Source organism: Pseudorhodoplanes sp., assembly GCF_046289595.1.
GTDB lineage: Bacteria > Pseudomonadota > Alphaproteobacteria > Rhizobiales > Xanthobacteraceae > Pseudorhodoplanes.
Map to the genome: position 1 here is coordinate 1 of NZ_JBKBVB010000015.1, position 25,706 is coordinate 25,706.

At 63.7% G+C, this 25,706-nt stretch carries 25 protein-coding genes; 11 read left to right on the top strand and 14 right to left on the bottom strand.

Annotated elements, in window-relative coordinates:
* Positions 1-167: 167 nt before the first annotated feature.
* Positions 168-968, top strand: coding sequence for a response regulator (locus ACK41X_RS05270; protein ID WP_409719996.1), 801 nt, complete (start codon positions 168-170; stop codon positions 966-968).
* 152 nt (positions 969-1,120) lie between these two features.
* Here the strand turns inward: ACK41X_RS05270 and ACK41X_RS05275 are convergent, their stop codons facing one another.
* Positions 1,121-1,507 (bottom strand): hypothetical protein, encoded by a 387-nt coding sequence (locus ACK41X_RS05275; RefSeq protein ID WP_409719998.1) that lies wholly within the window; start codon positions 1,505-1,507, stop codon positions 1,121-1,123.
* A gap of 6 nt (positions 1,508-1,513) precedes the next feature.
* On the bottom strand, positions 1,514-1,939 hold the full coding sequence (locus ACK41X_RS05280; RefSeq protein ID WP_409720000.1) for a hypothetical protein: 426 nt from the start codon (positions 1,937-1,939) through the stop codon (positions 1,514-1,516).
* A gap of 423 nt (positions 1,940-2,362) precedes the next feature.
* Here ACK41X_RS05280 and ACK41X_RS05285 point away from each other — a divergent pair, with 423 nt between their 5' ends.
* Positions 2,363-3,937, top strand: coding sequence for an HWE histidine kinase domain-containing protein (locus tag ACK41X_RS05285; RefSeq protein WP_409720002.1), 1,575 nt, complete (start codon positions 2,363-2,365; stop codon positions 3,935-3,937).
* Positions 3,938-3,986: 49 nt separating this feature from the next.
* Positions 3,987-4,400, top strand: a complete 414-nt coding sequence (locus ACK41X_RS05290; protein WP_409720004.1) for a hypothetical protein — start codon at positions 3,987-3,989, stop codon at positions 4,398-4,400.
* Positions 4,401-4,523: 123 nt separating this feature from the next.
* Here ACK41X_RS05290 and ACK41X_RS05295 read toward each other — a convergent pair whose 3' ends face one another.
* Positions 4,524-4,682: a DUF3309 family protein gene (locus ACK41X_RS05295; RefSeq protein WP_409720005.1), complete on the bottom strand. Its 159-nt coding sequence runs from the start codon at positions 4,680-4,682 to the stop codon at positions 4,524-4,526.
* A 279-nt stretch (positions 4,683-4,961) separates the two neighbouring features.
* Between ACK41X_RS05295 and ACK41X_RS05300 the strand changes: the two genes are divergently transcribed.
* From ACK41X_RS05300 to ACK41X_RS05310, 3 genes are all read left to right on the top strand, one after another.
* The gene (locus ACK41X_RS05300; protein WP_409720006.1) at positions 4,962-5,999 is read left to right on the top strand and encodes a glucose 1-dehydrogenase; all 1,038 of its coding nucleotides are present in this window, start codon (positions 4,962-4,964) and stop codon (positions 5,997-5,999) included.
* Positions 6,000-6,361: 362 nt separating this feature from the next.
* Entirely contained in the window at positions 6,362-6,922 is a 561-nt protein-coding gene (locus ACK41X_RS05305) for a LemA family protein (RefSeq protein WP_409720007.1), read from the top strand.
* Between the two features lie 56 nt (positions 6,923-6,978).
* On the top strand, positions 6,979-8,112 hold the full coding sequence (locus ACK41X_RS05310; protein WP_409720008.1) for a M48 family metallopeptidase: 1,134 nt from the start codon (positions 6,979-6,981) through the stop codon (positions 8,110-8,112).
* A gap of 22 nt (positions 8,113-8,134) precedes the next feature.
* Here the strand turns inward: ACK41X_RS05310 and ACK41X_RS05315 are convergent, their stop codons facing one another.
* The 4 genes from ACK41X_RS05315 to ACK41X_RS05330 form a co-directional block, all read right to left on the bottom strand.
* Positions 8,135-8,341 carry a hypothetical protein gene (locus tag ACK41X_RS05315; protein ID WP_409720010.1) on the bottom strand — a complete coding sequence of 69 codons (207 nt, stop codon included), beginning with the start codon at positions 8,339-8,341 and terminating at the stop codon, positions 8,135-8,137.
* An 89-nt stretch (positions 8,342-8,430) separates the two neighbouring features.
* Positions 8,431-9,309: a S49 family peptidase gene (locus tag ACK41X_RS05320; protein ID WP_409720012.1), complete on the bottom strand. Its 879-nt coding sequence runs from the start codon at positions 9,307-9,309 to the stop codon at positions 8,431-8,433.
* A 243-nt stretch (positions 9,310-9,552) separates the two neighbouring features.
* A complete protein-coding gene (locus tag ACK41X_RS05325; RefSeq protein ID WP_409720014.1) occupies positions 9,553-10,308 on the bottom strand; it encodes a tRNA1(Val) (adenine(37)-N6)-methyltransferase in 756 nt (251 codons plus the stop codon).
* Positions 10,305-10,535 (bottom strand): DUF2007 domain-containing protein, encoded by a 231-nt coding sequence (locus ACK41X_RS05330; RefSeq protein ID WP_409720016.1) that lies wholly within the window; start codon positions 10,533-10,535, stop codon positions 10,305-10,307. The genes ACK41X_RS05325 and ACK41X_RS05330 overlap by 4 nt, the downstream gene beginning before the upstream one ends.
* Positions 10,536-10,705: 170 nt before the next feature.
* On the opposite strand from ACK41X_RS05330, the gene ACK41X_RS05335 reads away from it, so the two are divergent.
* A complete protein-coding gene (locus ACK41X_RS05335) occupies positions 10,706-11,716 on the top strand; it encodes a polyprenyl synthetase family protein (protein WP_409720018.1) in 1,011 nt (336 codons plus the stop codon).
* Position 11,717: 1 nt separating this feature from the next.
* Here the strand turns inward: ACK41X_RS05335 and ACK41X_RS05340 are convergent, their stop codons facing one another.
* From ACK41X_RS05340 to ACK41X_RS05350, 3 genes are all read right to left on the bottom strand, one after another.
* Positions 11,718-12,638 carry a 4-(cytidine 5'-diphospho)-2-C-methyl-D-erythritol kinase gene (locus tag ACK41X_RS05340; RefSeq protein WP_409720020.1) on the bottom strand — a complete coding sequence of 307 codons (921 nt, stop codon included), beginning with the start codon at positions 12,636-12,638 and terminating at the stop codon, positions 11,718-11,720.
* A gap of 7 nt (positions 12,639-12,645) precedes the next feature.
* Positions 12,646-14,385: a tetratricopeptide repeat protein gene (locus ACK41X_RS05345; RefSeq protein ID WP_409720082.1), complete on the bottom strand. Its 1,740-nt coding sequence runs from the start codon at positions 14,383-14,385 to the stop codon at positions 12,646-12,648.
* 241 nt (positions 14,386-14,626) lie between these two features.
* On the bottom strand, positions 14,627-16,279 hold the full coding sequence (locus ACK41X_RS05350; RefSeq protein ID WP_409720022.1) for an electron transfer flavoprotein-ubiquinone oxidoreductase: 1,653 nt from the start codon (positions 16,277-16,279) through the stop codon (positions 14,627-14,629).
* Positions 16,280-16,408: 129 nt separating this feature from the next.
* Between ACK41X_RS05350 and ACK41X_RS05355 the strand changes: the two genes are divergently transcribed.
* Positions 16,409-17,227: a uracil-DNA glycosylase family protein gene (locus ACK41X_RS05355; protein ID WP_409720024.1), complete on the top strand. Its 819-nt coding sequence runs from the start codon at positions 16,409-16,411 to the stop codon at positions 17,225-17,227.
* Positions 17,228-17,287: 60 nt separating this feature from the next.
* Here the strand turns inward: ACK41X_RS05355 and ACK41X_RS05360 are convergent, their stop codons facing one another.
* Entirely contained in the window at positions 17,288-18,622 is a 1,335-nt protein-coding gene (locus tag ACK41X_RS05360; protein WP_409720026.1) for an NCS2 family permease, read from the bottom strand.
* A gap of 297 nt (positions 18,623-18,919) precedes the next feature.
* Here ACK41X_RS05360 and ACK41X_RS05365 point away from each other — a divergent pair, with 297 nt between their 5' ends.
* Complete coding sequence (locus ACK41X_RS05365; protein ID WP_409720028.1) at positions 18,920-20,311, top strand: cytochrome ubiquinol oxidase subunit I; 1,392 nt, start codon at positions 18,920-18,922, stop codon at positions 20,309-20,311.
* A gap of 3 nt (positions 20,312-20,314) precedes the next feature.
* Entirely contained in the window at positions 20,315-21,316 is a 1,002-nt protein-coding gene (cydB, locus tag ACK41X_RS05370; protein ID WP_409720030.1) for a cytochrome d ubiquinol oxidase subunit II, read from the top strand.
* Here cydB and ACK41X_RS05375 read toward each other — a convergent pair.
* The 3 genes from ACK41X_RS05375 to ACK41X_RS05385 all read right to left on the bottom strand — a co-directional run bounded on the left by ACK41X_RS05375 (position 21,310) and on the right by ACK41X_RS05385 (position 24,949).
* On the bottom strand, positions 21,310-22,866 hold the full coding sequence (locus ACK41X_RS05375; RefSeq protein WP_409720032.1) for a glycosyltransferase family 39 protein: 1,557 nt from the start codon (positions 22,864-22,866) through the stop codon (positions 21,310-21,312). The genes cydB and ACK41X_RS05375 overlap by 7 nt on opposite strands.
* Before the next feature lie 68 nt (positions 22,867-22,934).
* Entirely contained in the window at positions 22,935-23,648 is a 714-nt protein-coding gene (locus tag ACK41X_RS05380) for a ribonuclease HII (protein WP_409720034.1), read from the bottom strand.
* 113 nt (positions 23,649-23,761) lie between these two features.
* A complete protein-coding gene (locus tag ACK41X_RS05385; RefSeq protein ID WP_409720036.1) occupies positions 23,762-24,949 on the bottom strand; it encodes a PA0069 family radical SAM protein in 1,188 nt (395 codons plus the stop codon).
* A 163-nt stretch (positions 24,950-25,112) separates the two neighbouring features.
* On the opposite strand from ACK41X_RS05385, the gene ACK41X_RS05390 reads away from it, so the two are divergent.
* Entirely contained in the window at positions 25,113-25,679 is a 567-nt protein-coding gene (locus ACK41X_RS05390; RefSeq protein WP_409720038.1) for a glycosyltransferase, read from the top strand.
* The last annotated feature ends 27 nt before the right edge of the window (positions 25,680-25,706 follow it).

A 25,706-nucleotide genomic window follows, 5' to 3' on the forward strand; every position in this document is an offset into this window, starting at 1 on the left:
AGACGTGCCTGGCTTTCTGGTGCTCATTTAATCCTCGCCGGTCCGGTTTCGACCGGTCCCCACTCCAGAGCCAAATGCCCGATTCGCCAGAAGGTTCCGCGCCCGGGAACTTTTTTTGCTAAAAGGCGTTGGGGCCGCGACCATTCAGGCCCAACGGGAGGGATTACGTGTCCGCTTCGCAAGCTATTGCTCCTTATCTGCCGTTTCTGCGTCGCTATGCGCGCGCCTTGACCGGCAACCAGTCCTCCGGCGACGCCTATGTGGCGGCGGCTTTGGAGGCACTGATCGAAGACACCTCGGTCCTTGACGATGCGTCCTCCCCCCGCGTTGCTCTGTACCGCCTGTTCAGCAAGATCTGGAATTCAGTCGTCGTAAACGCCAAGGAAACTCCCGACAGTGCCGCGCTGCCGGCTGAGCAGCGCTTGAGCCAGCTAACCCCGCGGCCGCGCCAGGCGTTCCTTCTGGTTGCGCTCGAGGGATTTTCGGAGGCTGATGCTGCCGCCATCCTCGATGTGGACATTCCGACCCTGCGTCAGCTGGTGGAGGAATCCGGCCGCGAGCTTGCCGCGGAAATCGCAACGGACGTGATGATCATCGAGGACGAGCCCTTTATCGCCATGGACCTGGAAGGGCTGGTGGAGAGTCTCGGCCACAAAGTGCTCGGGGTTGCACGCACGCATTCGGAGGCCGTCACGCTGGCCAAGGCCAAGCGGCCTGGTCTGATTCTTGCCGATATCCAGCTCGCCGATGGGAGCTCGGGGCTCGATGCCGTCAATGAATTGCTGAGATCATTTGAGGTGCCGGTGATTTTCATCACCGCCTATCCCGAACGCTTCCTCACCGGCGAACGCCCCGAACCGGCCTTCTTGATCGCCAAGCCGTTCCAGCCGGCCACCGTCTCGGCCGTCATCAGCCAGGCATTGTTCTTCGAGCGCAATGCCAGGCGACGCGAACGGCGTGCGAGCTGACTTCGGAGTGACGCGTTTTCTTCCAGCGAAGCGGTGCCCACTTCGCTGGAAAACGCTATATCCCATCTGGCGAAAGAAAAGGCGGCAGGATCGTCCGGCCGCCTTTTTCGGTTGTTGATGGTGCGCTTCGGCCGACGGAATTGCCGCTAGGGCTAACCGTTTTTCTGGCTATCCGCGCTTTCAGTGGACTTCTTTGAGCCCATCGAGAAACCGAGCATAAGGGCCTCGAAAACCAGCGCGATGCGCTGGTCGCGCGACAGGGCTTCGAGGTCGCTTTCCGGAGCGGACGGCGGTGCTTCGCGCGCGAAAAGTCGCGGCGCAAAATAGGCCGCAACGGCCACGGCGACGAGAAAGACAGCCAGTGCGACGCGCGCCCAGATCGGACCGACGGCGCCTTCCAGCGCGATCACGAGGGCGGAAGCAGCGTAGACGACGGCCGCGATCACTGCGGCAATGGCGATCGCCAGCGAGATGGCATAGCGACGGATCGCGGCTACCGGGCGCCGCAATGCGTCGGATACGATGGTGGACAGCGTCATCGGCGGCTACTCCGGCCGCCGGGCAAGTCCTGCGATGAAGCCAATGCCCGCAGCGATGGCGAGCGTCAGCAAGGGACGCTTGTCGATTTCTCGCACAAAGCGGTTGATGGCCTGCGAGCCGAATGTGGCGACGTCGTCACTCGCCGCCGCCACGCCGGCCTCGGCGGTCTGCGTGATCCGCCCCGTCAGACTGGACAGCGCATCCAGCACGATGTCGTTGGCGCCCTGCGCCGCGTGAGTCGCGCCCTGTTTGGTCAGGCGGTTCAGCCGCTCGATCCGTTCGTCGAGCGATGCGATCATGCTTGCGACTTCGTCGCGCATGGCGGCAATGTCACCGCCCACAGCCTCGTTCATGCGTTTGGCCGCACTTTTCGGACGACGTTTCGACACCTTGCGTCTCGGCTTGGTCTCGCCATCCTGCATGCGGGCCATGTCATGAACTCCGGTCGGTGTTTCAATATTTTGTTCCAACGCCGCGGCCCCGACTGAGTTCCGAGCCGCGCTCGCTCTCAAAAAAAGGCGTGGCCTGCAACGATGCGGGCCACGCCTGAAACCAGCCGACCGAGCACGAGGGGGAGGGGATGACGGCCGGCTCATCGTCCAATGTGCGAGCGCTGCATTGGTTCCACACCATCGCGTGATCGCGGTGCATAACCGTGCAATTTCGGCTGAAAATCCCGGCTACCGGCGTTAAGTCCCGGAAACAGTGCCGGTTCTCGCGCGTTAGCAGACAACGCAATCGGCAGTAACATTACATTTCAGATTGTGCCGGTGCAGCTTCAGGGCCGGTCGGAAACGCTTTGCCGTGCCTTGGCCAAGCATCGGAATGGGCGTCGGAATGCGAGTGAGAATGTGGTGAAGAAAACGAGGGGGCAAGCGCGCGATAACGAAATGCCCGGCAGCGGCGCTTCCGCGACATCCGATGCGACATCCGAAGCCCTAGAGCGGCGTGAAGGCGATATTGCGGACATGCTGGAGCGCGAACGCGCCTTGCATGAGCGGACACGCGCCGAGCTGAACGAGGCGCGCGAAGAGGCTGAGCGCGCCAACCGCGAATGCGAGGAGTTGGCCTCGCGCTTTGAGCGCGCACTCCGTGGCGCGAGCATCCATGCTTTCGCGCAGGACCGCGATCTGCGCTACACTTGGATTGCCGGACCCCGCTCCGACGAGGCTGTGCAGCGGATGCTCGGCCGCACCGACGACGAGCTGTGGTCCTCGCCCGAACAGCAGTCGGTCGTCGAACTGAAACGGCGCGTCATTGAAACCGGCTGCGCCGAGGATTGCGAGGTGTCCTTCATCACACCGGAGCGGCGGGCTCTGTTTGCACTGCATGTCGAGCCGGTGAAGGCCACAGACGGCACGACCGAAGGTGTGCTTTGCACGGCTGTCGATATCAGCCGGATCCGCTCTCTGGAAAGCGAACAGCGGCGGCTGACGGAAGATCTGGCGACCGCGGCGCAGCGCTACGAGTTCGCCTTGCGCGGCTCGAATGTTGCGGTTTTCACACAGGATATCGCGCTTCGCTATACCTCGGTCAGCAAGCCTATTTTCGGATGCGAGCCCGAAACATTGCATGGAAAGACGGACGAGGAGGTGCTGCCGGCCACAAAAGCCTCAGCCATCGTCGCGCTCAAGCGCGAGGTTTTGCAGAAAGGCGAGCCGCGCGACGCCGAACTCAGTTTTCAGACCGCCAACGGCACGCGGTGGTACGACTTTCATATCGAGCCGATGCGCGATGTGTCGGGAAGCCTGATCGGCCTCACCGGCGCCGCTGTTGATGTGACCGAGCAAAAGGCAGGCGAGGTGCATCTACGGCTTCTGATGCGGGAGCTGACGCATCGCTCGAAGAATCTGCTTGCCGTGATTCAGGCCATGGCGCGTCAGACCGCGCGGCATACCGATGATATACAAACCTTTCTGGAGCGCTTCAGCGCCCGCGTTCAGGCGCTCGCGCGGTCCCACGACCTTCTGGTGCAAGAAAGCTGGCACGGTGTCTCGCTCCAGGAACTCGTGCAATCGCAGCTGGCGCAATATCTGGACCGCGAGCCCGCGCAGATCTCGATCGCGGGCCCCGATGTCCGGTTGAAGCCGGAAGCCGCGCAGAGCCTCGGGCTCGCGCTGCACGAGCTCGCAGCCAATGCCGGAAAGCATGGCGCGCTCTCCCGCGCGCGCGGCCGCGTGGACATTAGCTGGCAATCACTGCCTGCCGGCCGGGGCATCGAATTCCTGTGGAAGGAGAGCGGCGGCCCCAGCGTGGAACAGCCGAACCGGCGGGGCTTTGGCTCGATGGTCATCGAGCAAAACCTGTCACGGGCGCTGGATGCGCGCGTCGGGCTCGATTTTGCCGCAGACGGGCTCACCTGCCGCGTTGAAATCCCGATGTCCCAAATGCAGACGATGCGGGGAACGGGCGCGCCTGACGAACGTTGACGAGCGAATTCAAGCTCAGCTTTTCGCGACGATTTGGAGTTTGCAGATCATGGTGCGCAAGATCGCTTGCGCCGCCGGCGGTATTGCGCTCGCCGGTGCGGCGGCTTTTATCGTTCCCGTTGCCGGGCAGGGCGACGTCCGTGTTTCTCAATCGACAACCGGGAAGTCCGATCGCCTGCCAGTTGCGCGAGTGGAGGCTGAGACCTCCACGATTCGGATTCAGGTGGCGGCGCAGGCGGTTACGATCGCCACAAAGATTCCGGCCATCGGAAAGCTGGAAAGCGCTCTCAAGCCCGCACCGGCAACACCCCGCACCATCGATCCCGTTCGCGACGTGACCGCCGACGATGATCAGAAGCCGGATATGAACGAAACCAAACGCCTGCCAGTCGGCTGCGAACCTGCTTTCAGTCCCGTGACTCAGCCTGACCTGGCGCATATCGGCGTGCGTTGTGACTCCTGAAGACCGCAACTCTGCGATTTGCCGCCAAGGTCTCGTTCCTAGCCGCCAAGAGCGGATATAACCCGACGCGGAAAGAAAAGGGCCGGTGCGTCGCCCGGCCCTTCGTCGGCGATCAGCCGGCCGCTAGATTCGGCCCATGAGCAGAAGAACCAGTACGACAACAAGAACCACGCCGACGATACCCGACGGTCCGTAGCCCCAGTTGCGGCTGTAGCCCCAGTTCGGGATCGCACCGATCAGGACAAGAATAAGAATGATGATGAGGATAGTGCCGAGCGTCATGATTCAATCTCCGATATTGCAGAAATGGCGTGCGCGCGACACGCTCTCCGAACCCGCCGGTGTGGCGGGCATGCATGAAGACGTCTGCGAGCAAACGCCGCAGGTTCCGGTCGGTTCCGTAACGATGCCGCGTTATGGAAACCCGATGCTCGAAACCGCCGGACTGGCGGCGGAATTGTCTCGCAGGATCGAGAGGCCTGGAATGAAGCGAGAGACCATCATGAACCGGCGATGTGCCTTGGTGCTGCCGGTGAGCGGGTTGCGATGATCATGCGAGCCGTGACGCTGCTTCCCGGCGTTCCGGATTCGGTGCGCCTCGAAGAGATTGATGAGCCGCCGCTGTCGGACGGGTCGATCCTCGTGCGCACGTTGGCCCTCGGCATTTGTGGTACTGATCATGAAATTCTTGAGGGGTTGCACGGCTCGGCACCGCAACATTCGCAACATCTGGTGCTTGGCCATGAATCGCTGGGCGTGGTTGAGACCGCGCCCAGCGGGTGCGGCTTCTCACCGGGCGATGTGGTGGTCGGAATCGTGCGTCGTCCGGATCCGGTACCATGTCCCGCCTGCGCCGCGGGCGAATGGGATATGTGCCGCAACGACGGCTATACCGAGCGGGGCATCCGCGGCCGTCATGGGTTTGGTGCAGAGCGCTTTCGCATCGAGCCCGAATTTGCGGTGAAGATCGATCCTGACTTGGGGATCGCCGGTGTGCTGATGGAGCCGGCCAGCATCGTCGCCAAGGCGTGGGACCATGTCGAGCGCGTCGCGCTTCGCTCGCAGGCATGGTCCCCGCGCAATCTCCTCGTTTCCGGAGCCGGTCCCATCGGTCTTCTCGCCGCGCTCATGGGGCGGCAGCGCGGTCTCGATGTCCATATTCTGGAACGCACCGTCGCTGGCCCCAAGCCCGCGCTGATCGGCGAACTCGCTGCGCATCATCATGCCAGCGTCGGATCGCTGGGCGACCTTCGATTCGATGTGGTTCTGGAATGCACCGCCGCGCCAGCGATTATTGTCGAAGCGATCAAGCGCTGTGCGCCGTCCGGCATCGTCTGTCTGCTTGGCGTCACGCCATCCGGCCTGACGTCAGAATTCGATATCGGCGGGTTCAACCGCAAGCTCGTGCTTGGAAACGAGGTTGTCTTGGGCGCGGTCAATGCAAATTTGTCGCACTATCGTCAGGCTGCTGACGCGTTGGCCCGGGCCGACAAGCTGTTTCTTGAACGGCTCATCACGCGGCGTGTTCCTCTCGATCGGTGGCGCGAAGCCTTTGAAAAAAGGCCGGGCGATATCAAGGTCGTGCTGGACTTTACGTGAGTTCGGGAATGGACGGCTTGCTTCGGCATCAGCCGGGACGATGCGAACTTACCCGAACCCAAAGAGCAGGACGCCTAATACCACTGTGACCAGCGCCATGCTGGTGACCAAGACAACCAGAACCGGGCGATCCAGAAAGCCCTGACGTGCCTCGACCGGCGTTAACACCTCACGTCCGAAGAAGCGTCGCCACGCCATAGATGCCCTCCTGTCTGATTTATCCGCTATGCAGATGCTTACAAGGGTGAACGTCTGCCCGGTCTGGATGGTTCCTCCGCAGTTGCCGTCACAGTGTCCTCCGGGTACTGATAGGATGGGGGTCGACGCTGGGGCGCCCCCGATTTGTGGCCAAGGGAGATTGCATGTCCTCGTCATTGATCGTTCTTGCGATAATTGCCGGTCTCGTCTTCTGGGGCATATCCATCTACAACGGCCTGGTCGCGATGCGTCAGCGCGTCAACCAGGCCTTTGCCGACGTCGACGTGCAGCTCAAGCAGCGCCACGATCTCATCCCCAATCTGGTTGAAACGGTGAAGGGCTATGCGACGCATGAGCGCGAGACTCTCGATGCCGTCATCAAGGCGCGCAACGCGGCCATGGCCGCGCAAGGGCCCGCTGCGCAAGGGGCGGCCGAAAACGTGCTCTCCGGTGCGCTGCGTCAGCTTTTCGCGCTCGCGGAAGCCTATCCGGATCTGAAGGCCAACACCAACTTCCAGCAATTGCAGACCGAGCTTGCGGATATCGAAAACAAGATCGCGGCCGCGCGCCGCTTCTTCAACAACGCAGTGCAGGAATTCAACACCGGGATCGAGAGTTTCCCGGCGGTGCTGGTGGCGGGCTCGCTCGGCTTTCACAAGCGGGAGTTCTTCGACCTCGGCGAGTCTCGCCCGGCGCTCGAACAGGCGCCGCAGGTCAAGTTCTGACCGGGCCACGGACAGGAGTGGCGGCGTCCGGCGCCGCCGCGGCGGGGCGTTGACGCATGGCGGCCTACGGCCTCTACACGCATATCAGGAGTAACCGCCGGCGCTCCATCGCGCTTCTGATCGGCCTGTTCTTCCTCGTCTACCTGATGACCTTCGCCGGCGCGTTGCTGGCCGAGGCGTTTCTCGACAGCCGCGCGTCCTTCGACCTGATCGTCGGCCGGGCCCTCAACGACCTGATCGGGTCTCTGCCGTTCGTCACCGCAGGCACCGCACTCTGGATCCTGATCGCCTACCGCTTCCACCAGCGCATGATCGACGCTCTGACCGGCGGCCACGAGGTGACGCGCCGGGAACAGCCGCGGATCTACAATCTCCTGGAGAACCTGTGCATCTCGCGTGGCATCCCGATGCCCAAGCTGAAGATCATGGACAGTCCGGCGCTGAACGCCTTCGCATCCGGGCTCAACCAGAAGCAATATTCGATTACGGTCACCAGCGGCCTCGTCAACCGGCTGAGCGATGCCGAATTGGAAGCCGTGCTCGCCCACGAACTGACCCATATCCGTAACGGCGATGTGCGGATGATGGTCATCGCCGTCATCATTGCCGGGGTGATTTCGTTCGCGGCCGAGATTTTCTTTCGCATCATGTTCCGCGGCGGCATGCGCATGGGCGGCGGATCCTCCGGCGGCGGGGATCGCAAAGGCGGGGGTGGCGCGGGCCTCGCCATTCTGCTTGCCGTGGTGCTGATTGCGGTCGCCTGGTTCCTGTCGCTGGTGATCCGTTTCGCGCTGTCGCGCTCGCGCGAATTTCTGGCCGACGCCGGGGCCGTCGAACTGACGAAGGATCCCGACGCCATGATCATGGCTTTGCGCAAGATCGAGAACCGCGGCGAGCTTCAAGGCGTCACCTCCGCGGTGATGGAAATGTGCGTCGATAATCCGCGTTCGGGCTTCGAGGATCTGTTTGCGACCCACCCCTCCATCGACAGCCGCGTCGAGGCGCTGGTGAAAATGGCCGGGGGCCGTGACCCCGGACCGATTGCCGCGTTGCCGCCGCCAGATGATGGCAATGCGGGGTCGGAGATCTCGGATCGTGCGGAACCGGAAACGCCACGCGGACCATGGAGCGATCCGCTTCCCGTTCCGGGCCCTACGCCCGGCGGACCATGGGGACCGCCGCGAGGTTAGGCGCTCGGCCCGAGCGGGTGCGTCACAGGGTGTAAATTCCGGTGCGGGGGTCGCGGCGCAGCGTCGGGTGCTGCGCCCGTTCGGTGACAGGAGTGAGGCGCGCCTCGTCGAGCTCCGCATTCACGCGCTCGAATTCGTTGCGGACAATGCGTGCAAGTGCAAACGCCGCGACTGTGCCCGCGGCCCACAGCACCAGACGAGGAACATTCGAGATCAGTTTCGCGCTCATATCAGCCACCGCATTCACGATCACCGGATCTGGATTTCTTGCGTTGACGCGTTTTCCTCACGCGAACCTTCCACGTCGCTCGAAACGCCCTAAAAGCCATAACGCCCCCACACCGCACGCTTTTCCATCGCGGAGAGCAAGTCTTCAGCGAAATCCTGGCCGAAAGGTCCGCCTATCGCGCCAACGCCAGGGACACGACGGCCGAACCATCCGCGGTCGGCGATCAGCGGCATAATCACCTTCTCGCCGAACCGGGCGCGCAGAAACGAGCGGATTTCACCAAAACCGTCGACCAGCCCCAGATGCTGCGATTGCTCGCCAGACCAATATTCGCCGGAGAAAAGGGCCGATTCTGGGCCGGAAAGCTTCGCGCCGCGGCGCTCCTTCACAAGCGCGATGAAGCCCGCGTGAATGTCCTTCTGTATCGCCTTGATATGAGCGACATCGTCCGGGTTTTCCGGCAGGAACGGGTCGAGGATCATCTTGCGCTCGCCCGCCGTGTAGACACGCCGGTCGATGCCCAGCTTTTCCATCGCCTTGTCAAAGCCGAAGGTCGAGCCGACGACGCCGATCGATCCGACGATCGAAAATGGATCGCAATAAATCTCGTCGCCCGCGCAGGCCACCATGTAGCCGCCGGACGCGCCAACGTCTTCGATGAAGACCAGCACCGGAAGCTTCTTTTCCTCGGCAAGCTGCCGAATGCGCCGGTAGACCAGATGCGACTGGACCGGCGAGCCGCCGGGAGAATTGATCAGGATTGCGACCGCCTTGGCGCGGCGGACCGAGAAGGCCCTGTCGAGCAGCCTCGCGACGCCGGCGAGCGTGATGCCTGGCCGCAGCGGCGAGGAAAATCCGATCACGCCGGCGAGCCGCACCACCGGGACGACCGGAAGGTCACGCCGCAACCATGCCGGGATCAAGGACTGGAGAAAGGACCGGATTTGTTCGCCGGAAATGTCTGCCATCGATGTTCATCCTCAACTTCTTTTAATCGCAACCTGCCGGTTACCGGACGTTAACCGAAACGCGATGTGAATTCCGACGAGGGGAGCGGCCGTCTTGGGTGAACGCGGACCGGCCGTGTTTAGGGACGCAGAGCCATGAAAGTCTATGTGTTGATGCTCCTGCTCGGAACACTTGCGGCATTTGCCCACATGACCTCGCCCGTGCAGGAACAGACCGAATCCGGACGGCGGCTGGGATAAGCATCAGGGCGCCCGCAAGGGAAGACCCGCCCCTTGCCGCAGGACCGCCTCGGCGTCCGCAGTAGGGCACGCCAGCGCGTCGTTCAAGATGAGGGGTGCGAGCATCCGAAGCGGCGCCCGTGCGCCTTTTCCGGCAGTGACGATCAGGCGAACCGCGGCGCGGCCGGGGGCCGGATAGACCGGCAAAATCGATACTGCGCCGAAACCGTCCGCGAGCGCAGCCAGAATGTCCGTGAGCCCCTCGGCGCGCCAGATCAGCGTAACGGTGCCGCCGTCGCGCAAGGCGCTTCGGGCGCCGCCAATCCAGCGTTGGAGCAGGTCAGGCGTCGCTTCGTGTGCCGTGCGCCGTCTTGGATCGGGAGAGGGCTGCAGCGGCGCTTCGTTGAAGGGCGGGTTCATGAGGACGCGATCATATGCAGCGTCCTCCGCGGGCGCGGTGACGTCCCGTGTCACCGCCCTGGCCCGGCCAGAAAAGCTGTTGCGGTCGATATTGCGCCTGGCCAGCGCAGAGAGGCCGGGATCGATCTCGATCAGCGTCACTTCAATTTCAGGCACCCGTGCCAGCAAAGCGAGTCCTGCCGCGCCAACCCCCGCGCCGAATTCGGCGACACGGTCCCCACGCGCGGCGGGCACCGCGGCCGCAAGCAAGATGGCATCGTGGCCGAAGCGATGGCCGCGGCGCGGCTGATACAGGCGTAGCCGGCCGTTCAGGATCGCGTCGTCTGTGACGTCAAGTGTCGCCTCGGGATTCGTGGTCATGGAATTTGCGGACGCAACTCCTTGCCGAGCCCGGCATCGGTCAGGAGCTGACGCGCCGCCCGCTCGGAATCGTCCTCCACCAAAATGCGGCGCGGCAGCATGCCGATCGAGCCTTCAAGGATGCTCATATTCTGGTCCAGGACCAGGTAGGGTATATGGGCGCCCGTGAACAGCGCCTCGATCGCGCTGATCAGGACGGCATCGTTGGTCCGGACGATTTCTCGCAAGAGCAGGATCCTTTCCGACCCGGCGGCTGCGGCCCTCCGGGGCCGGGCGCGCCTTAATTTGTGTGCTTCCGCAACAGCTTCAAATAGCTTACGTGGCAAAGCGGCGCATGCACTTGCTCGCCCAGCATAGCGTTTCTATTGTGTTCCCGTCTGTCCCCGGAGTGCCTCGATTGGCTGTTGTCATCCCCTTCGAATCGCAGCCATCGGCTTCGATCGACCGTTTGGTGGAACTGGTCGCACCGGACATGGAGCGGGTCAATGCGGCGATTCTGGCCCGCACCGGCTCCGAGGTCACGATGATACCGGAAGTCGCGAACCACCTGATCAATTCGGGCGGCAAGCGGCTGCGGCCGATGCTGACGCTGGCGATGGCGCAGCTCTCCGGCTACGAGGGCGACGGCCACATCAAGCTCGCAGCGGCGGTCGAGTTCATGCACACTGCGACGCTGCTGCATGACGACGTGGTTGACGAAAGCGAGATGCGGCGCGGCAAGCTCGCGGCCCGCATGCTCTGGGGTAACGAAGCGAGCGTCCTGGTCGGCGATTTCCTGCTCGGCCAGGCGTTCCGGATGATGGTCGATGTCGGCAACCTGCGTGCGCTCGACATTCTTTCCCAGGCAGCGACGGTCATCGCCGAAGGCGAGGTGATGCAGCTTGCCGCGGCAAAAAACACCCAAACTACCGAGGATGAATATCTCGCGGTGATCCGCGGCAAGACCGCCGAATTATTCGCTGCCGCCTGCGAGGTCGGGCCCGTGCTCGCCGGCCGTGCCAAGTCCGATCTTGCCGCCTGCCGCTCCTATGGGATGAATCTCGGCATCGCGTTCCAGCTCGTCGACGACGCGCTGGATTACGGTGGCAAGTCCGCGAAACTTGGCAAGAATGTCGGCGACGATTTCCGCGAGGGCAAGATCACGCTGCCGGTGGTGCTGTCGTTCCGGCGCGGCACCGAGGAGGAGCGCGCGTTTTGGACGCGCTGCCTCGAGCAAGGCGCGGCGACCGATGCCGATCTTGACCGCGCGATCGCGCTGATGACCAAGCATCGCGCGCTGGAGGATACCATCGGCCGCGCCCAGCATTACGGCGCAATGGCGAACGATGCGCTGGCGCTGTTTCCGCCGTCGCCGATGAAGGCGGCTCTGGAAGAGGCGGTCGCGTTCTGCCTCGCGCGCGCCTATTGACTTAACGCCACGCGGGGGCCGCCCCGAGCGTCGTTGCTTGCACCCACCAGCCGGGATGATGGTGCCGGAGCGCCACGGCCGCGCGCTTCGCATCGTCCGCGGTCTCGAATAGTCCAAAGCACGTCCCGCCCGAGCCGCTCATCCGCGCAAAGCGGCACGCCGAAAGCGCGCGCATCGCGTCAAGAGTTTCGCCGACTGCCGGAAACAAGGACAGCGCCGGGGTCTCGAGATCGTTCGAGGATGCAGCGAGCGCGTCCAGTAACGATGCGAATGACGGCAGGCCACCGGCCTCGACGTATCGGGAGGCCGGATCGTCATCGCATGCAGGTGCTCGTCCGGCGCGCGCTGCAGCGAGCGCACCGAATACGGCGCCGGTCGGCACCGGTACGCCGGCATTGACCAGCACGGCCGGAAGCGCGGGCAGGTCGAGTGGCGGTGAAAGGATGTCCCCGATGCCGCGCATCAGCCGCGGTTTCGGATCGAGGCATACCGGCACATCGGCGCCGGTCGCGCGCGCAACGCCGGTCAGCCGGGCGTCGTGCAGGGGCAGGGCGTTGAGCTGCGCGAGCAGCCGGAGCGCGGCGGCCGCGTCCGAGGATCCGCCGCCCAGACCCGCCGCCACCGGGGTCGATTTGGTCAGATGGAAATGGCCGATCCGTAGGCCGCCGATCTGCGCTTGCAGCGCGCGGGCGGCGCGCAGAACCAGATTGTCGCTGGAGGGGCCGGCATGATCCGCTGTGGGTCCGTCGACCGTCAGTGCCAGCGAAGGGCCAGGAGCCAGCCGCAGCGTGTCGCCGGTATCGGCAAACACGACGAGACTTTCGAGATCGTGGTAGCCGTCTGCGCGCTTACGGCCGATCCGCAGCGTCAGATTGATTTTGGCCGGAGCGAAGGCGCTTCGCTCCGCAGCGTCTGTCGTCACGTTGAGCTTAGCCGCCGTTGCCGGTTTTGCTCTTCTGCTCGGCGGTCGCTCCCGGACCTTCGTCCGGCAGGCCGTTTTTCAGCTTTTCCTGGATCTTGGCCAGCTCTTCGGGCTCGGGCTTTAGAGCGGCCGCATGCGACCACTGGAAATGCGCCTCAAGCTGACGCCCCACCTTCCAGTAAGCGTCCCCGAGATGGTCGTTGATGGTCGGGTCTTCGGGCCGGATTTCCACCGCGCGTTCCAGATGCTTGACCGCCTCCTCGTAATTGCCGAGCCGGTAATAAGCCCAGCCGAGCGAGTCGACGATATAGCCGTCGTCCGGCTTCTGTTCGACGGCGCGCCGGATCATCCGCATGCCCTCTTCCAGGTTCACGCCCTGGTCGATCCAGGAATAGCCGAGATAATTCAGCACATCCGGACGGTCGGGATAGAGCTCCAGCGATTTCTTGAAGTCGGCCTCTGCCAGTGGCCAGTTCTTATTGCGCTCATGGCAGATGCCGCGCGAATAGAAAACGCTCCAGTTGCCGCGTGTTGGATTGTCGATCTGATCGATTACCCGCCCGTAGGTTTTCGCGCATTCCGCGTATTGCTTGCGGGACCGTTCGATATGTCCGAGCATCATGATGGCCTCGATGTCGGACGGGTTCTCCTCGATCAGCTTGCGCAGGTGCTCCTTCGCCTCTTCGGTTTTTTCGAGCGCGTCGAGGTTGGCCGCCAGCTGAATTTCCGAATTGCGGTGCAGCGGCGAATCTGCGGGCACGCGCTTGTACATCTCGATGGCGAGCTGCGGCTTCTTCATCGACTCGTAAAGGTCGGCAAGCGAGAGCAGCGCCAGCGGGTGCCGCGGCTCCAGATACAGCGCGAGCTGAAGATAGGCGAGCCCGAGTTCTTCACCGCCGCGGCGGCCGACCACCGCGCCGATGCCGTAAAGCGCTTCGGCGGCACCGGCCTGCGGGTTGGAGACCAGCGGCGGCAGTTTCTGACCAGCCTCAACCTGCTTTCGGGCATGATTGATCAGCGGATGACGCGGCAGCGCCTTCTCGAAAGTCTCATAGACTTCCAGCGCCTCGTCCTTCTTGCCCTGCCGGGACAGGAAGCCGCCATAGGCTTCAACCGCCCGCAGATTGGTGCCGTCGAGCTTATGCAGCTTCTCGAAGCGGCGCGCGGCTTCCTTTTTCCGGTTGGCGATGTCGAGAATGAGGCCCGCGTGCTGATCCTTGAAAATCGCGTACCAGTCCGGTCCCTGCAGCCGGTCGATGGTCTCGATGGCGGCCTTCGAATCGCCCGCACCATATTGCGCCCAGGCGATCAACAGCGCCGCGGTCAGGTCGGTAACCGGTCCGCGCACCGATTGCGAGAGGTTGGTGCGGGCGGACTGCCACTGCTTGTTCTTCAGGGCGCGAACGCCGAGCACGAGCCGCGCATCGCGATCGGTCTTGTTGATTTGCAAGATGCGCTCGGCAAGCCGGAACGTCTCATCCATGTCGCCTTCGGTGAGGGCCGAACCGAACGCGCGCTGCAGCAGATCCGGGTTTTTCGGATCGGACTTAAGCGCTGCGCGGAAATAAGCCGATGCGGCGGCAGCGTCGCGTTGCTGCACCGCGTGGCGGGCCGCGAGATAATTCCCGGAGGCCGAGGTGCGCGAGGTGTCGGGCTTGGTCGGGGCCTGCGCGGCCAGGAGGCCTGGCAACATGAGGATCCCGAACGCTGTGGCGGCAACGGCCACGGACTTGATCATGGTCGACATTTTCACGTCGAAAATCTCCATTTGGGCTACGCGAAGCGGGCCCTACCGGTCGGGACGAGGATGGACTTTTTGCGCCTGTGCCGCAAGAACAGCAGCTCAGCCATTAAGATACGGCTTTCAGCCGCAATGGGGGCTTTATCGTGACATTCGGTCGCGGACAGGCTGCGGGGCGCCACATTCCGAGGCTTTTCAAGCTCCCGCATATCGGCGGCGATATCCGACGCAATACCCGCCCGGCCGGTCACATATTCGGATAATTCGGTCCGCCCGCGCCCTCTGGCGGAACCCAGGTGATGTTGCGGTTGGGATCCTTGATGTCGCAGGTTTTGCAGTGGACGCAGTTCTGCGCGTTGATGACAAACCGCAGGTCGGCGCCTTCCCCAACCCATTCATAGACCCCGGCCGGGCAGTAGCGGGTCGAGGGGCCGGCATAGACATCGTGTTCGGAGGATTTCTGCAGCGCCATGTCCGCGACTTTAAGGTGCGGCGGCTGATTCTCCTCGTGGTTGGTGTTGGAGAGAAACACCGACGACAACCGGTCGAAGGTGATCTTGCCATCCGGTTTGGGATAGGCAATCGGCGTGCAGTCCCGCGCAGGCTTCAGGCAATCGGAATCGGGCTTTCCGTGCTTCTGCGTTCCGAACAGCGAGAAGCCGAGTGTGTTGGTCCACATGTCGAGGCCGCCGAGCGCGATGCCGACGATGGTGCCGAATTTCGACCAGAGCGGCTTGACGTTGCGTACCGGCCAGAGATCCTTGCCGACTGGCGAGCCGCGCCATGCCGCTTCATAGCCTGCAAGTTCGTCGTTGGCGCGGCCCGCTTTAAGAGCTTCCACCGCATGCTCGGCCGCCAGCATGCCGGAGGAAATCGCATTATGCGTGCCCTTGATGCGCGGCACATTGACGAAGCCCGCGGCACAGCCGACCAGAGCGCCGCCCGGAAAGACGAGCTTTGGCACCGATTGGTAGCCGCCCTCGGTGATCGCGCGCGAGCCGTAAGCAAGGCGTTTGGCGCCTTCGAAAATGTCGCGCACCGACGGGTGTGTCTTGAAGCGCTGGAATTCTTCGAACGGGGAAAGATACGGGTTTTCGTAATTCAGATGCACCACGAAGCCGACCGAAATCAGATTCTCATCGTAGTGATAGAGAAACGAGCCGCCGCCGGTCTTGTTGTCGAGCGGCCAGCCGAATGAGTGCTGGACGAGGCCGGGCTTGTGCTTTTTCGGATCGACCTGCCAGATTTCCTTAAGCCCGATGCCGAATTTCGGCGGCTCGCGATCATTTGCGAGGCCGAATTTCGCGATCAGGATTTTGCTGAGCGAGCCGCGCGCGCCTTCGGCGAACAGCGTATATTTGCCGAGCAATTCCATGCCGCGGGTGAAGCTCTCGGTCGGCTCGCCGTCCTTGCCGATGCCCATGTCGCCGGTGGCAATGCCGCGGACCTCGCCGTTCTCGCCGAAGATCAATTCGGCCGCGGCGAAGCCCGGATAGATTTCAACGCCGAGCGCTTCCGCTTTCGCCGCCAGATATTTGGTAACGAGCCCGAGCGAGCCGATGAAGCAGCCATGGTTGCTCATCAGCGGCGGCGCCAGGAACAAGGGCACCTTGATCGCGGAGCCCTGGGTCAGCCAGTAGAAGCGGTCGTCCGTCACCTCGGTCTTGAGCGGCCGGTCGGCGTCTTCGCGCCAGCCGGGGAGGAGGCGGTCGAGGCCGGACGGATCGATCACGGCGCCGGACAGGATATGGGCGCCGACCTCGGAACCCTTTTCGACCACAACGACGCTGAGATCAGGCGAAAGCTGTTTGAGGCGGATCGCGGCGGCAAGGCCGGCCGGGCCTGCACCGACGATGACGACGTCAAATTCCATGCTTTCGCGGGGCGGCAATTCGGACATTAGAGTTCCTCTGATCGAGAATTTTGTTTTTTCATGTTTGGGGGCGAGCGACAATTCCCCTTCATGCATGGCAAACGGCCATGCCCGCTTCGCCGTGCCCGAAAGCGCCGGGGCTGCTAGAATGGCGCGATGATCCCTGCCGAAGCCAAACCTGTCAGCGACCTGCTGACCTTCTATGTCGAATCCGGTGTCGACGCTGCGCTCGACGAATCGCCCGCCAACCGATTTGCGGAACCGGCGGCGCCGCTGACCGCCGAGCCCTCGCCACGGCCGGTTCCGGTGCGGCCCCGGGCCGAGGCCCGGCCTGCCGCGTCTGCGGCCGGAACGATCGCTGCGCCGCCGCCGCCGGAAGAGGCGGTTATGGCGGCCCGTGCGGCCGCCCGGTCGGCGGCGTCTCTGGAGGAACTGCGCGCGATTATGAACGGCTTCGAGGGTTGCGCGCTCCGGACCACCGCCAAGCAGCTCGTCTTTGGTGACGGCAGCCCGAATGCCCGCCTGATGTTCGTCGGCGAGGCGCCGGGTTCGGACGAGGACCAGACCGGCGTGCCGTTCGTCGGCCGGTCGGGGCAATTGCTGGACCGCATGCTGGCGGCGATCGGGATTGCGCGGTCGGAGGTCTACATCGCCAACATCGTGCCCTGGCGGCCGCCGGGCAACCGCGATCCGTCGATCCACGAGACCCAGATTTGCCTGCCCTTCATCCAGCGCCAGATCGAACTGGTCGGCCCGGAAATCCTGGTCTGTCTCGGCAAGCCATCGACGGCGACGCTGCTCGGCGTGTCAGACGGCATCAAGCGCACCCGCGGCCGCTGGCTCGTCTACCGGACCGAGACCTCGGAAATCCGCGCCATGCCGATGTTCCATCCGGCCTATCTGTTGCGCAATCCGATCGAAAAGCGCTTCGCCTGGCGCGATTTCCTGGCGATCAAGAAGGCGCTTGCAACATGACGGCCCCTCCCTGCGGGAGAGGCCGCTGGTCCTGCGTGAGGCGAAGCGAGACCGCAACCGTCACGACACCGCGAACTTGACGCCGAACAGCACCGCGAGGATCCAGACCGCAGGCGTCACCTCGCTCCAGCGGCCGGCCAGCGCCTTGACCAGCGCATAGGTGATGAAGCCGAGACCGATGCCGGTCGCGATCGAATAGGTGAGCGGCATGGCGATGGCCGCCACCACGGCCGGCGCATATTCGGTCATGTCCTCCCAATCGATTTCTGCAAGGCCGCGGGTCATCACGCAGGCGACGTAGAGCAACGCCGCTGCGGATGCGTAGGCCGGGATCATCTCGGCGAGCGGCGAGAAGAACAGTGCCAGCAGGAACAGGATGCCGACCACCACCGCGGTCAGGCCGGTGCGGCCGCCTGCGGCGACGCCTGCCGCACTTTCGATGTAGCTCGTCGTATTCGAGGTGCCGAGGCCTGCGCCGACCACGGTTGCGGTGGAGTCGGCAAGGAGCGCCTGCGGCATGCGTTCGAGCCTGCCTTCCTCGTCGAGCAATCCGCCGCGATGCGCGACCCCGACCAGCGTACCCGCGGTATCGAACAGGTCGATGAACAACAGCGTGAAGATCACCACGATCGCTGTGGCCTCGAACACCCGCGAGAAGTCGAATTGCAGGAAGGTCGGCGCAATCGACGGCGGCATCGAGACGAGGCCTTTGTATTCGGAGAGGCCGAGCGGCAAGCCCGCGATCGCCACGATCAGAATGCCGATCAGCGTGCCGCCGAGCACATTACGGCTGTTGAGGGCGGCGATGACCACGAATCCGATGATGAACAGGATCGAGGCCGGTTTCATCAGATTGCCAAGCGTGATCAGGGTTGCCGGATGGTCGACGACGACGCCGGCGCTTTGTAATGCAATGATGCCCAGAAACAGGCCGACACCTGCGGACACCGCGAATTTCAAATTCATCGGGATCGCGTTGATCACATATTCCCGGATTTTCGTGACCGAGATCACGATGAACAAAAGACCCGAGATCAGCACGAAGGCCAGCGCCTGCTGGAACGTATATTTGTAGGTCAGCACCAGCGTGAAGGCGAAGAAGGCGTTCAGGCCCATGCCCGGCGCCAGCGCGATCGGGTAATTGGCGTAGAGCCCCATGATGAACGTGGCGATCGCCGCCGCAAGACAGGTCGCGACGAACACGGCGCCGTAATCCATCCCGGCTTTCGACAGGATCGCCGGGTTCACGAACACGATATAGACCATCGTCAGGAACGTGGTCAGCCCGGCCACCGCTTCGGTGCGGACATTGGTGCCGTGTGCGGTCAGCCCGAAATAGCGATCGAGAAAACTGTCAGAAGCCGCCGTCCTGGCGGGTGTATTATCCGTGGCCATGGTCTCCCCCTGCATGCCCCGTAGCAATCGGCGAGATTAGCGCGTTCGCGCGCGGCTTCGCGGCCGATTGTGACGTTGTCCACCGCAAGGAAAGCCAATCTCATGCCAAAATGTCATGGCCGCTTTGCCGCACGCCGATAGACTTGGAATCGTTCGCGGAAGCGCATTAATTGATCGGCGATTGCCCGGCGAATCGGCAAATGTTGGCCGCCCAAGAGCGGCCGGGAGGACGACCAGGGTACGCGGTCAAGGGAAGCGGTCCGGGACGCCATCCCGGAGCGGACCAAGGAGCAGTCTATGGACTTCGACCCCGTCCTCCTCGCCCGGATCCAGTTCGCCTTCACGGTCACCTTTCACATTATTTTTCCGAGCTTCACGATCGGGCTTTCCGCCTATGTCGCCACGCTCGGCGTGATGTGGCTGCGCTCCGGCGAGGAGCGCTACCACCGGCTGATGCGGTTCTGGACCAAGATCTTCGCGGTCTCCTTCGCGATGGGGGTCGTGTCGGGGATCGTGCTCAGCTATCAGTTCGGCACCAACTGGAGCCGGTTTTCGCTGGTCGCGGGCAATGTCGTCGGTCCGCTGATCGGCTACGAGGTGCTGACCGCGTTCTTTCTGGAGGCGACTTTCCTCGGCATCCTCTTGTTCGGCTTCAATCGCGTGCCGCCCGGTCTGTATGTGCTGTCGGCGGCGATCGTTGCCGCAGGCACGGCGATGTCGGCCTTCTGGATTCTCGCCGCCAATAGCTGGATGCAGACCCCCGCCGGCCACGAAATGCGCGACGGCATTGCCTACCCGGTCGACTGGCTCGCGATCATCTTCAATCCGAGTTTCCCCTACCGCTTCTCGCACATGCTGAACGCGGCCTATCTGACCACCGGCTTCGTCGTGCTCGCGGTCGGGGCGCGATATCTGTTGAAGGGCAAGCATATCGAGGACGCCCGCACCATGATGCGGATGGGCCTGTGGTTGATGGCGATCCTGGCCCCGCTGCAATTGTTCATCGGCGACCAGCATGGCCTCAACACCCTGAAGCATCAGCCGATCAAGATCGCCGCCATCGAGGCGCATTGGGACGGATCGAAGCCGGGCGCGCTGGTGCTGTTTGCGTGGCCGGATGAGAAGGCTGAGAAAAACCTGTTTGAGATTTCCATCCCGCACGGCGCTTCCCTGATCCTGACGCACAGCCTCGATGGTCTGTTCCCCGGCCTGAAGAGCGTGCCGGCGGAGGACCGGCCCCCGGTCGCCAACGTGTTCTTCAGCTTCCGGATCATGGTCGGCATCGGCCTCTACATGATCGCGGCGGCGTTGTTCGGATGCTTCCTGTGGTGGCGCGGGACGTTGTGGGAGACGCGCTGGTATCTGCGCATCGTCTCCTGGACCTGGTGGAGCGGCTTCGTCGCGGTGATTGCGGGCTGGGTCGTGACCGAAAGCGGCCGGCAGCCCTGGGTCATCCACGGCATTCTGCGTACGGCCGATGCGGCATCGCCGGTTCCTGCGGCGAGCCTACTCGGCACGCTGACGCTGTTCGTCATCTGCTATGGCATCGTGTTCTCGATGGGCATCTATTACATCAACCGGCTCATCAACAAGGGACCGGAAGATCGCGTGATCCAGCCCGAGGAAGGCGTGCCGAGCCGTCCGCTGTCGGGCGCCGAAGACGCAGCGCGCGCCGCTCGAGGAGGGTGAGCCATGGAATGGTATCTCCCCGTCATCTGGGCCGGTCTGATCGGCACCGCCGTGGCGATGTATGTGATCCTCGACGGCTTCGATCTTGGCATTGGCATCCTGTTTCCGACCGCGCGCAACGAAGTGCAGCGCGATCAGATGATGCGGTCGGTTGCGCCGTTCTGGGACGGCAACGAAACCTGGCTCGTTCTCGGCGGCGGCGGGTTATGGGTCGCATTCCCGATGGCCTATGCCATCATCATGCCGGCGCTCTATCTGCCGGTGATCGTGATGCTGCTGGCGCTGGTCTTCCGCGGCGTGGCCTTTGAATTCCGCCTTGTCTCGCACAGCAAGGTCTGGTGGAATTTCGCCTTCACCTTCGGTTCGCTGATTGCCGCGTTCGCGCAGGGGCTCATCCTCGGCGGGCTGATTCAGGGCATCAGGGTCGAGAATGGCGAATTCGCCGGCGGCCATTTCGACTGGGCAACGCCGTTTTCGGTTCTTTGCGGTCTGGCGCTGGTTGCGGGCTACGCGCTGCTCGGCGCGACCTGGCTGATCATGAAGACGGAAGGCGAGGTCGCCGACCGCGCGCGCGGGCAGGCGAAGATCATGCTTCTGGTCGTCCTCGGCTTTATGGCGCTGGTGTCGCTCTACACCCCCTACGCCTTCGAGCGCATCGCCAATCGCTGGTTCTCGCTGCCGAATTTCTATTATCTGTGGCCGGTGCCGCTGTTCACCGCACTGGTCGCATTTCTGTTATGGCGCTGGATCGGCGGATCGCGCGACTCGCTGCCATTCATCGCGACGATCGTGCTGTTCCTGCTCGGCTATCTGGGGCTTGTTATTTCCAGCTATCCGTATCTCGTTCCGCCGTCATTGACGGTGTGGGATACGGCTGCCGCGCCGGCGAGCCAGATCTTCATGCTGATCGGCACGGTATTCCTTTTGCCGGTCATCCTCGGCTACGTCATCTTCATCTACTGGCTGTTCCGGGGCAAGGTGAAGGAAGGCGAGGCCTATCATTGACGCTCTTGCGTCGCGGCTGACGTCTGCGGCCGCACCACGCCCCAGCCAATGCGCAGCACCGGTGCCCGTCCGGCCAATGCGCGCTCGAAGGCGCGCGGCACTTCCGGCACGATATCGGGAAATTGGGCTTTGATCTCCGGCGGCGGGGTTCCTGCGCTGTCGGTTGCGCGCCACAGCACCACTGCGCCTTTCTCGGTCGCATCCTGACGTTGCGCGAGCTGCGGCTTCTCCGATGCCGGGCCATGCAGCACGCGCGGCCGGCTGGCTGACGCGACAGCGACCAGAGCGGCGAGCCGTGGATCGCCTGCCACGATCTCCAGCCTGCGCCCCGTCCGGCGTTCGAAACTGTCCGTGAAGAATCTCGCGATGTCGTCTGCCGGCTGTGCGGTGCGCAGATCGGCGGCGAATACCGCGGGCAGCAGCAATACGCCGGCCGTGACGAGCGCAGGCGGCACAAGCAGCAGGCTGATCCATGCGAAAGTCAGAATCCGTTGATGGTGCAGCATGATGACGTCGCCGGCGAGCGCGACGATGGCAAGGCCCGACAGCACCAGAAGCGGGGGGATGCCCGAAAGACCGGGTCTGCCGGAGATCACGGCGAAGACGGTGACGAACAGCAGCGGCGCGAGCGCGAATGTATAGATGAAGAGGCGGGCGAAGGGACTGTCTGTTCCGCCGGTCACGGCTGCGGCTTCGTCGCGTTTGATGCGCGCAAGGTTGCTCGCAAGCACGATCAGGATGCCGGCGCCGGCATGCGCAATGGCGACGAGTGCGATCAGTTTGACCCAGGCAATGATGTTCTGGTCGATCGCCTCGAAGCTGCGCAGCTTGTCGAGATTCGGTGCAAGACCGAAGCCGTATTGCTGAATGACCACCACGCTCGGCAGGATCATGCAGCCAATGGTGACCGCCGCCATGCCTGCCGCCGCATTCGATGCAGCCTTGCGGGCGCGCGGATTGATGATGACGAATGCGACGATGACGGCCAGCAGCAGCAACGACAGATGCGAGGTCAGGAGCATCAGCCAGAAATCGACGGCCAGCGCCAGCCAGTAGAGCTCCTTGTCCTCCCCGACCGCGCGCCACAGATGCAGGGTGGCGAAGGCCCAAAGCGGCATCATCAGGATGTCGGGTCCGAAATCCGGCGAGCCGATGGTGAAAAAGGAGATGCCGGCCATCAACAGCACCGCCAGCACCGCATGGCGTTCGCCGAGTGTGGCGCGCCCGAGTTGAAACACGGCAAAATAGGCCGCCACGATGCAGAGCTGCGAGAGCAGATACACGCCGGCCATATGGCCGCCGGCGGCGCGCAAGGCGAAGTCGGCAAGCCAGAAGGCGAGCGGCGGGCCGAGTTCGGAGCCGAATTTCATTTCCCGGCCCACCGAGATCACGTCGGCGAGGTCGCCGGGCGGTGCCGAATAGAACAGCGACGGCACCAGCAGCCAAAGCAGCGCCTGCACCAACGTCGCCGTCCAAAACACGGCCTGCGGCCTGGTGCGCAGGATTTCGATCGGAAGGGTGACAGTGCGCATAAGGGTGACAGTGCGCATGGTGGCCGCTGGGATGGGACCGGCTCCGCCTGGCGCCGGGTGGGGCGGCAGACATAAGCCCGCAGGCGTCAGAGAGGCAACCCGAGAGCCGAGTCCTCACGCTCCGTCGGGGGCTTCAGGCCCTCCGCGATCGCGACCGGCGAAAAGCTGCGGCGATGATGGATGGTGGGTCCGAGCCGCTTCAGGGCGGCGAAATGTTCCGGCACCGAATAGCCCATATGGCGCTCGAAGCCGTAGCCGGGATGCGCCGCGCCGATCTGCATCATCAGGCGGTCGCGGGTGACCTTGGCGACGATCGAGGCAGCGGCGATCGACAAAACGAGTGCGTCGCCGGAGATCACCGGTTCGCAGTCGCACGGCACCTTGATGCGGTCGCGGCCGTCGACATAGACGAGCTTCGGCCGGCAGGGCAGGGCGGCCACCGCCTGCGCGAGCGCCCAGAGCGAGGCCTGCAGGATATTGTCGCGGTCGATCCGCGCGGGCGAGGCGAAGGCGACGCCGACCTCGGCGGTGGCGCAGATGCGCGCATAGAGCTTCTCGCGCTCCTCGAAGGTGAGTTTCTTCGAATCGTTCAGGCCGCGCGGGATGCGATCGGGATCGAGCACCACGGCCGCCGCCACCACGGGTCCGGCCAGCGGCCCGCGCCCGGCTTCGTCGCACCCGGCCACCGGCCAGACGCCGCGCTTGTAGGCGCTCCGTTCGCGCCGGAAGGTCGGACGGATGATGTCCTCCTTCAGGGGCAGGCGCGAAGGCGCTTCGTTCCGATTCGGGGCCGGGCTCATCGCCGGCATGCTGACCGCGTCCGACGGAAAATCGCAATCGCTAATCGGTGAGGTTAGGCCATCCCTCGGCCGACAGTGGAAACCGGGGATTGCACTCCAGTTCCCGGACAAGCCTAAAACAAACTCAACTGCTCGCTGCCCCTCACCGGTTTCTGGAAATGCTCGGTGGTGAGCTTTGCCCGTTCCCGGTTCAGTCCGAGCCGCTCGCAGGCGGCCTCGAAGCGCCGCCCGATCAGCCAGGCATAGGGCCCCTCGCCAGTCTGGCGCTTGCCCCATGTCGAATCGTAGTCCTTGCCGCCGCGCATGTCGCGCACGAGCTTCATCACATGCCGGAACCGGTCCGGATAATTGGCCAGCAGCCATTCCTTGAACAGGTCGCGCACTTCCAGCGGCAGCCGCAGCATCACATAGCCGGCGCTTTTGACGCCGGCCAGCGCCACCGCATCGAGGATGCGTTCGATCTCGGCATCGTTGATCGCAGGAATTACCGGTGCGATCATCGCCGCTGTCGGAATGCCGGCCTCCGACAATTGCCGCAACGCCTCGAGCCGCTTCGCAGGCGTGGACGCACGCGGCTCCATGGTGCGCGCCAGCTTGCCGTCGAGCGTCGTCACCGAGATCGCGACCTTGGCGAGATTGCGTTTGGCCATGCGCGACAGAATGTCGACATCGCGCGTCACCAGCGCCGATTTGGTCACGATGCCGACCGGGTGCCCGGCGCGCTCCAGCACTTCGAGGATACGGCGCATGATCTCGTACTGCTTTTCGATCGGCTGATAGGGATCGGTATTGGTGCCGATCGCGATGGTGCGCGGGCTATAGCCCGGCGCGGCCAATTCGCGTTCGAGCAGCGCCGGGGCGTCCGGCTTCATGAACAGCCTGGACTCGAAATCCAGCCCCGGCGACAGCCCGAGATAGGCATGTGTCGGCCGCGCGAAGCAATAGACACAGCCATGCTCGCATCCGCGATACGGATTGATCGAGCGGTCGAAGGAGATGTCGGGCGACTCGTTGCGCGTGATGACCTTGCGGGCCGCGTCGATCTGGACGCTGGTCTTGAATGGCGGCAGATCGTCGAGGCTCTGCCAGCCGTCGTCGAAGGCGATGCGGGCGAGCGGCTCGTAGCGTCCCGAGGCGTTGGAAAGGGTGCCGCGGCCACGCCGGCGTTGGGTGTCAACGCCGGCGCCAAGGAGCCCGGATTGGTCGGAAGCGCCGTCCGGGGACGTCCTCGCAAAGTCACCCGCAGGCGCGGAGGGCACATGCGCCGGCGGGTGTCTCAGGGCTGCGGATGAACGAGGCATAGCCGATATCTAGGATGCGGCAACGAACAAAACAAGAACATAATGGAAGTTGATCCGCATGACTGCCGGATGGCTGAATGTCGTGGCATCGAGTATTCACAGCCCCATGATCTGGCCGGGTTGAAACACTGACTGGCCAACCGGTCCTCCCGATTTCTGTTCCATGCTCAGTGTGATCGTCCCCACCCGCGAATCAGAACGTATCCTGGTACGGACGCTGGCCTGTCTTGTGCCGGGTGCGACAGCCGGACTGATTCGTGAGGTGATCCTCGCCGATGCCGGATCGACCGACGAAACCGCCGAGGTCGGGGATGTCGCGGGCTGCCGGTTTCTGTCACTGCCGGGCCCGCCGGGACCGCGACTGGATAAGGCCGCCGCAGCAGCGCGCAGCGACTGGCTGATGTTCCTGCCGGCCGGGGCGGTCCTCGAGACGGGTTGGGTGCTGGAGGTGCAGCAATTCGTCGAGCGGGCCCCGGATGGCATCGCGGCCGTCTTCAGCGACTCGCCGAGGCCGCTCGGCCAGGTTTCCATGATCAGCGCCATGGTTGCGCTGTGGCGCGCGCGACAGAGAATCGTGTCGCCTGGCCGCGGACTTCTGATCGGCAAAGGATTTCTTGGAGAGCTTGGCGGTTTCGGAGAACGGCCGGACCCCGAGGCCGACTTGCTGCGCCGGATCGGCAAGCGGCGGCTTGCCATTTTTCGAACTGTCGTCCAGCAGCCAGATACTTGACTCGATCAAACAATTGGTTGACGCTGT

What these genes read in the sequence shown, in the direction of transcription:
- ACK41X_RS05275 (WP_409719998.1), bottom strand. Translation starts at nt 1,507, where the DNA reads ATGACGCTGTCCACCATCGTATCCGACGCATTGCGGCGCCCGGTAGCC.
- ACK41X_RS05280 (WP_409720000.1), bottom strand. Translation starts at nt 1,939, where the DNA reads ATGGCCCGCATGCAGGATGGCGAGACCAAGCCGAGACGCAAGGTGTCG.
- ACK41X_RS05290 (WP_409720004.1), top strand. Translation starts at nt 3,987, where the DNA reads ATGGTGCGCAAGATCGCTTGCGCCGCCGGCGGTATTGCGCTCGCCGGT.
- ACK41X_RS05295 (WP_409720005.1), bottom strand. Translation starts at nt 4,682, where the DNA reads ATGACGCTCGGCACTATCCTCATCATCATTCTTATTCTTGTCCTGATC.
- ACK41X_RS05305 (WP_409720007.1), top strand. Translation starts at nt 6,362, where the DNA reads ATGTCCTCGTCATTGATCGTTCTTGCGATAATTGCCGGTCTCGTCTTC.
- ACK41X_RS05310 (WP_409720008.1), top strand. Translation starts at nt 6,979, where the DNA reads ATGGCGGCCTACGGCCTCTACACGCATATCAGGAGTAACCGCCGGCGC.
- ACK41X_RS05315 (WP_409720010.1), bottom strand. Translation starts at nt 8,341, where the DNA reads ATGAGCGCGAAACTGATCTCGAATGTTCCTCGTCTGGTGCTGTGGGCC.
- ACK41X_RS05320 (WP_409720012.1), bottom strand. Translation starts at nt 9,309, where the DNA reads ATGGCAGACATTTCCGGCGAACAAATCCGGTCCTTTCTCCAGTCCTTG.
- ACK41X_RS05325 (WP_409720014.1), bottom strand. Translation starts at nt 10,308, where the DNA reads ATGACCACGAATCCCGAGGCGACACTTGACGTCACAGACGACGCGATC.
- ACK41X_RS05345 (WP_409720082.1), bottom strand. Translation starts at nt 14,385, where the DNA reads ATGTCGACCATGATCAAGTCCGTGGCCGTTGCCGCCACAGCGTTCGGG.
- ACK41X_RS05350 (WP_409720022.1), bottom strand. Translation starts at nt 16,279, where the DNA reads ATGTCCGAATTGCCGCCCCGCGAAAGCATGGAATTTGACGTCGTCATC.
- ACK41X_RS05355 (WP_409720024.1), top strand. Translation starts at nt 16,409, where the DNA reads ATGATCCCTGCCGAAGCCAAACCTGTCAGCGACCTGCTGACCTTCTAT.
- ACK41X_RS05360 (WP_409720026.1), bottom strand. Translation starts at nt 18,622, where the DNA reads ATGGCCACGGATAATACACCCGCCAGGACGGCGGCTTCTGACAGTTTT.
- ACK41X_RS05365 (WP_409720028.1), top strand. Translation starts at nt 18,920, where the DNA reads ATGGACTTCGACCCCGTCCTCCTCGCCCGGATCCAGTTCGCCTTCACG.
- cydB (WP_409720030.1), top strand. Translation starts at nt 20,315, where the DNA reads ATGGAATGGTATCTCCCCGTCATCTGGGCCGGTCTGATCGGCACCGCC.
- ACK41X_RS05375 (WP_409720032.1), bottom strand. Translation starts at nt 22,866, where the DNA reads ATGCGCACTGTCACCCTTATGCGCACTGTCACCCTTCCGATCGAAATC.
- ACK41X_RS05380 (WP_409720034.1), bottom strand. Translation starts at nt 23,648, where the DNA reads ATGAGCCCGGCCCCGAATCGGAACGAAGCGCCTTCGCGCCTGCCCCTG.
- ACK41X_RS05385 (WP_409720036.1), bottom strand. Translation starts at nt 24,949, where the DNA reads ATGCCTCGTTCATCCGCAGCCCTGAGACACCCGCCGGCGCATGTGCCC.
- ACK41X_RS05390 (WP_409720038.1), top strand. Translation starts at nt 25,113, where the DNA reads ATGCTCAGTGTGATCGTCCCCACCCGCGAATCAGAACGTATCCTGGTA.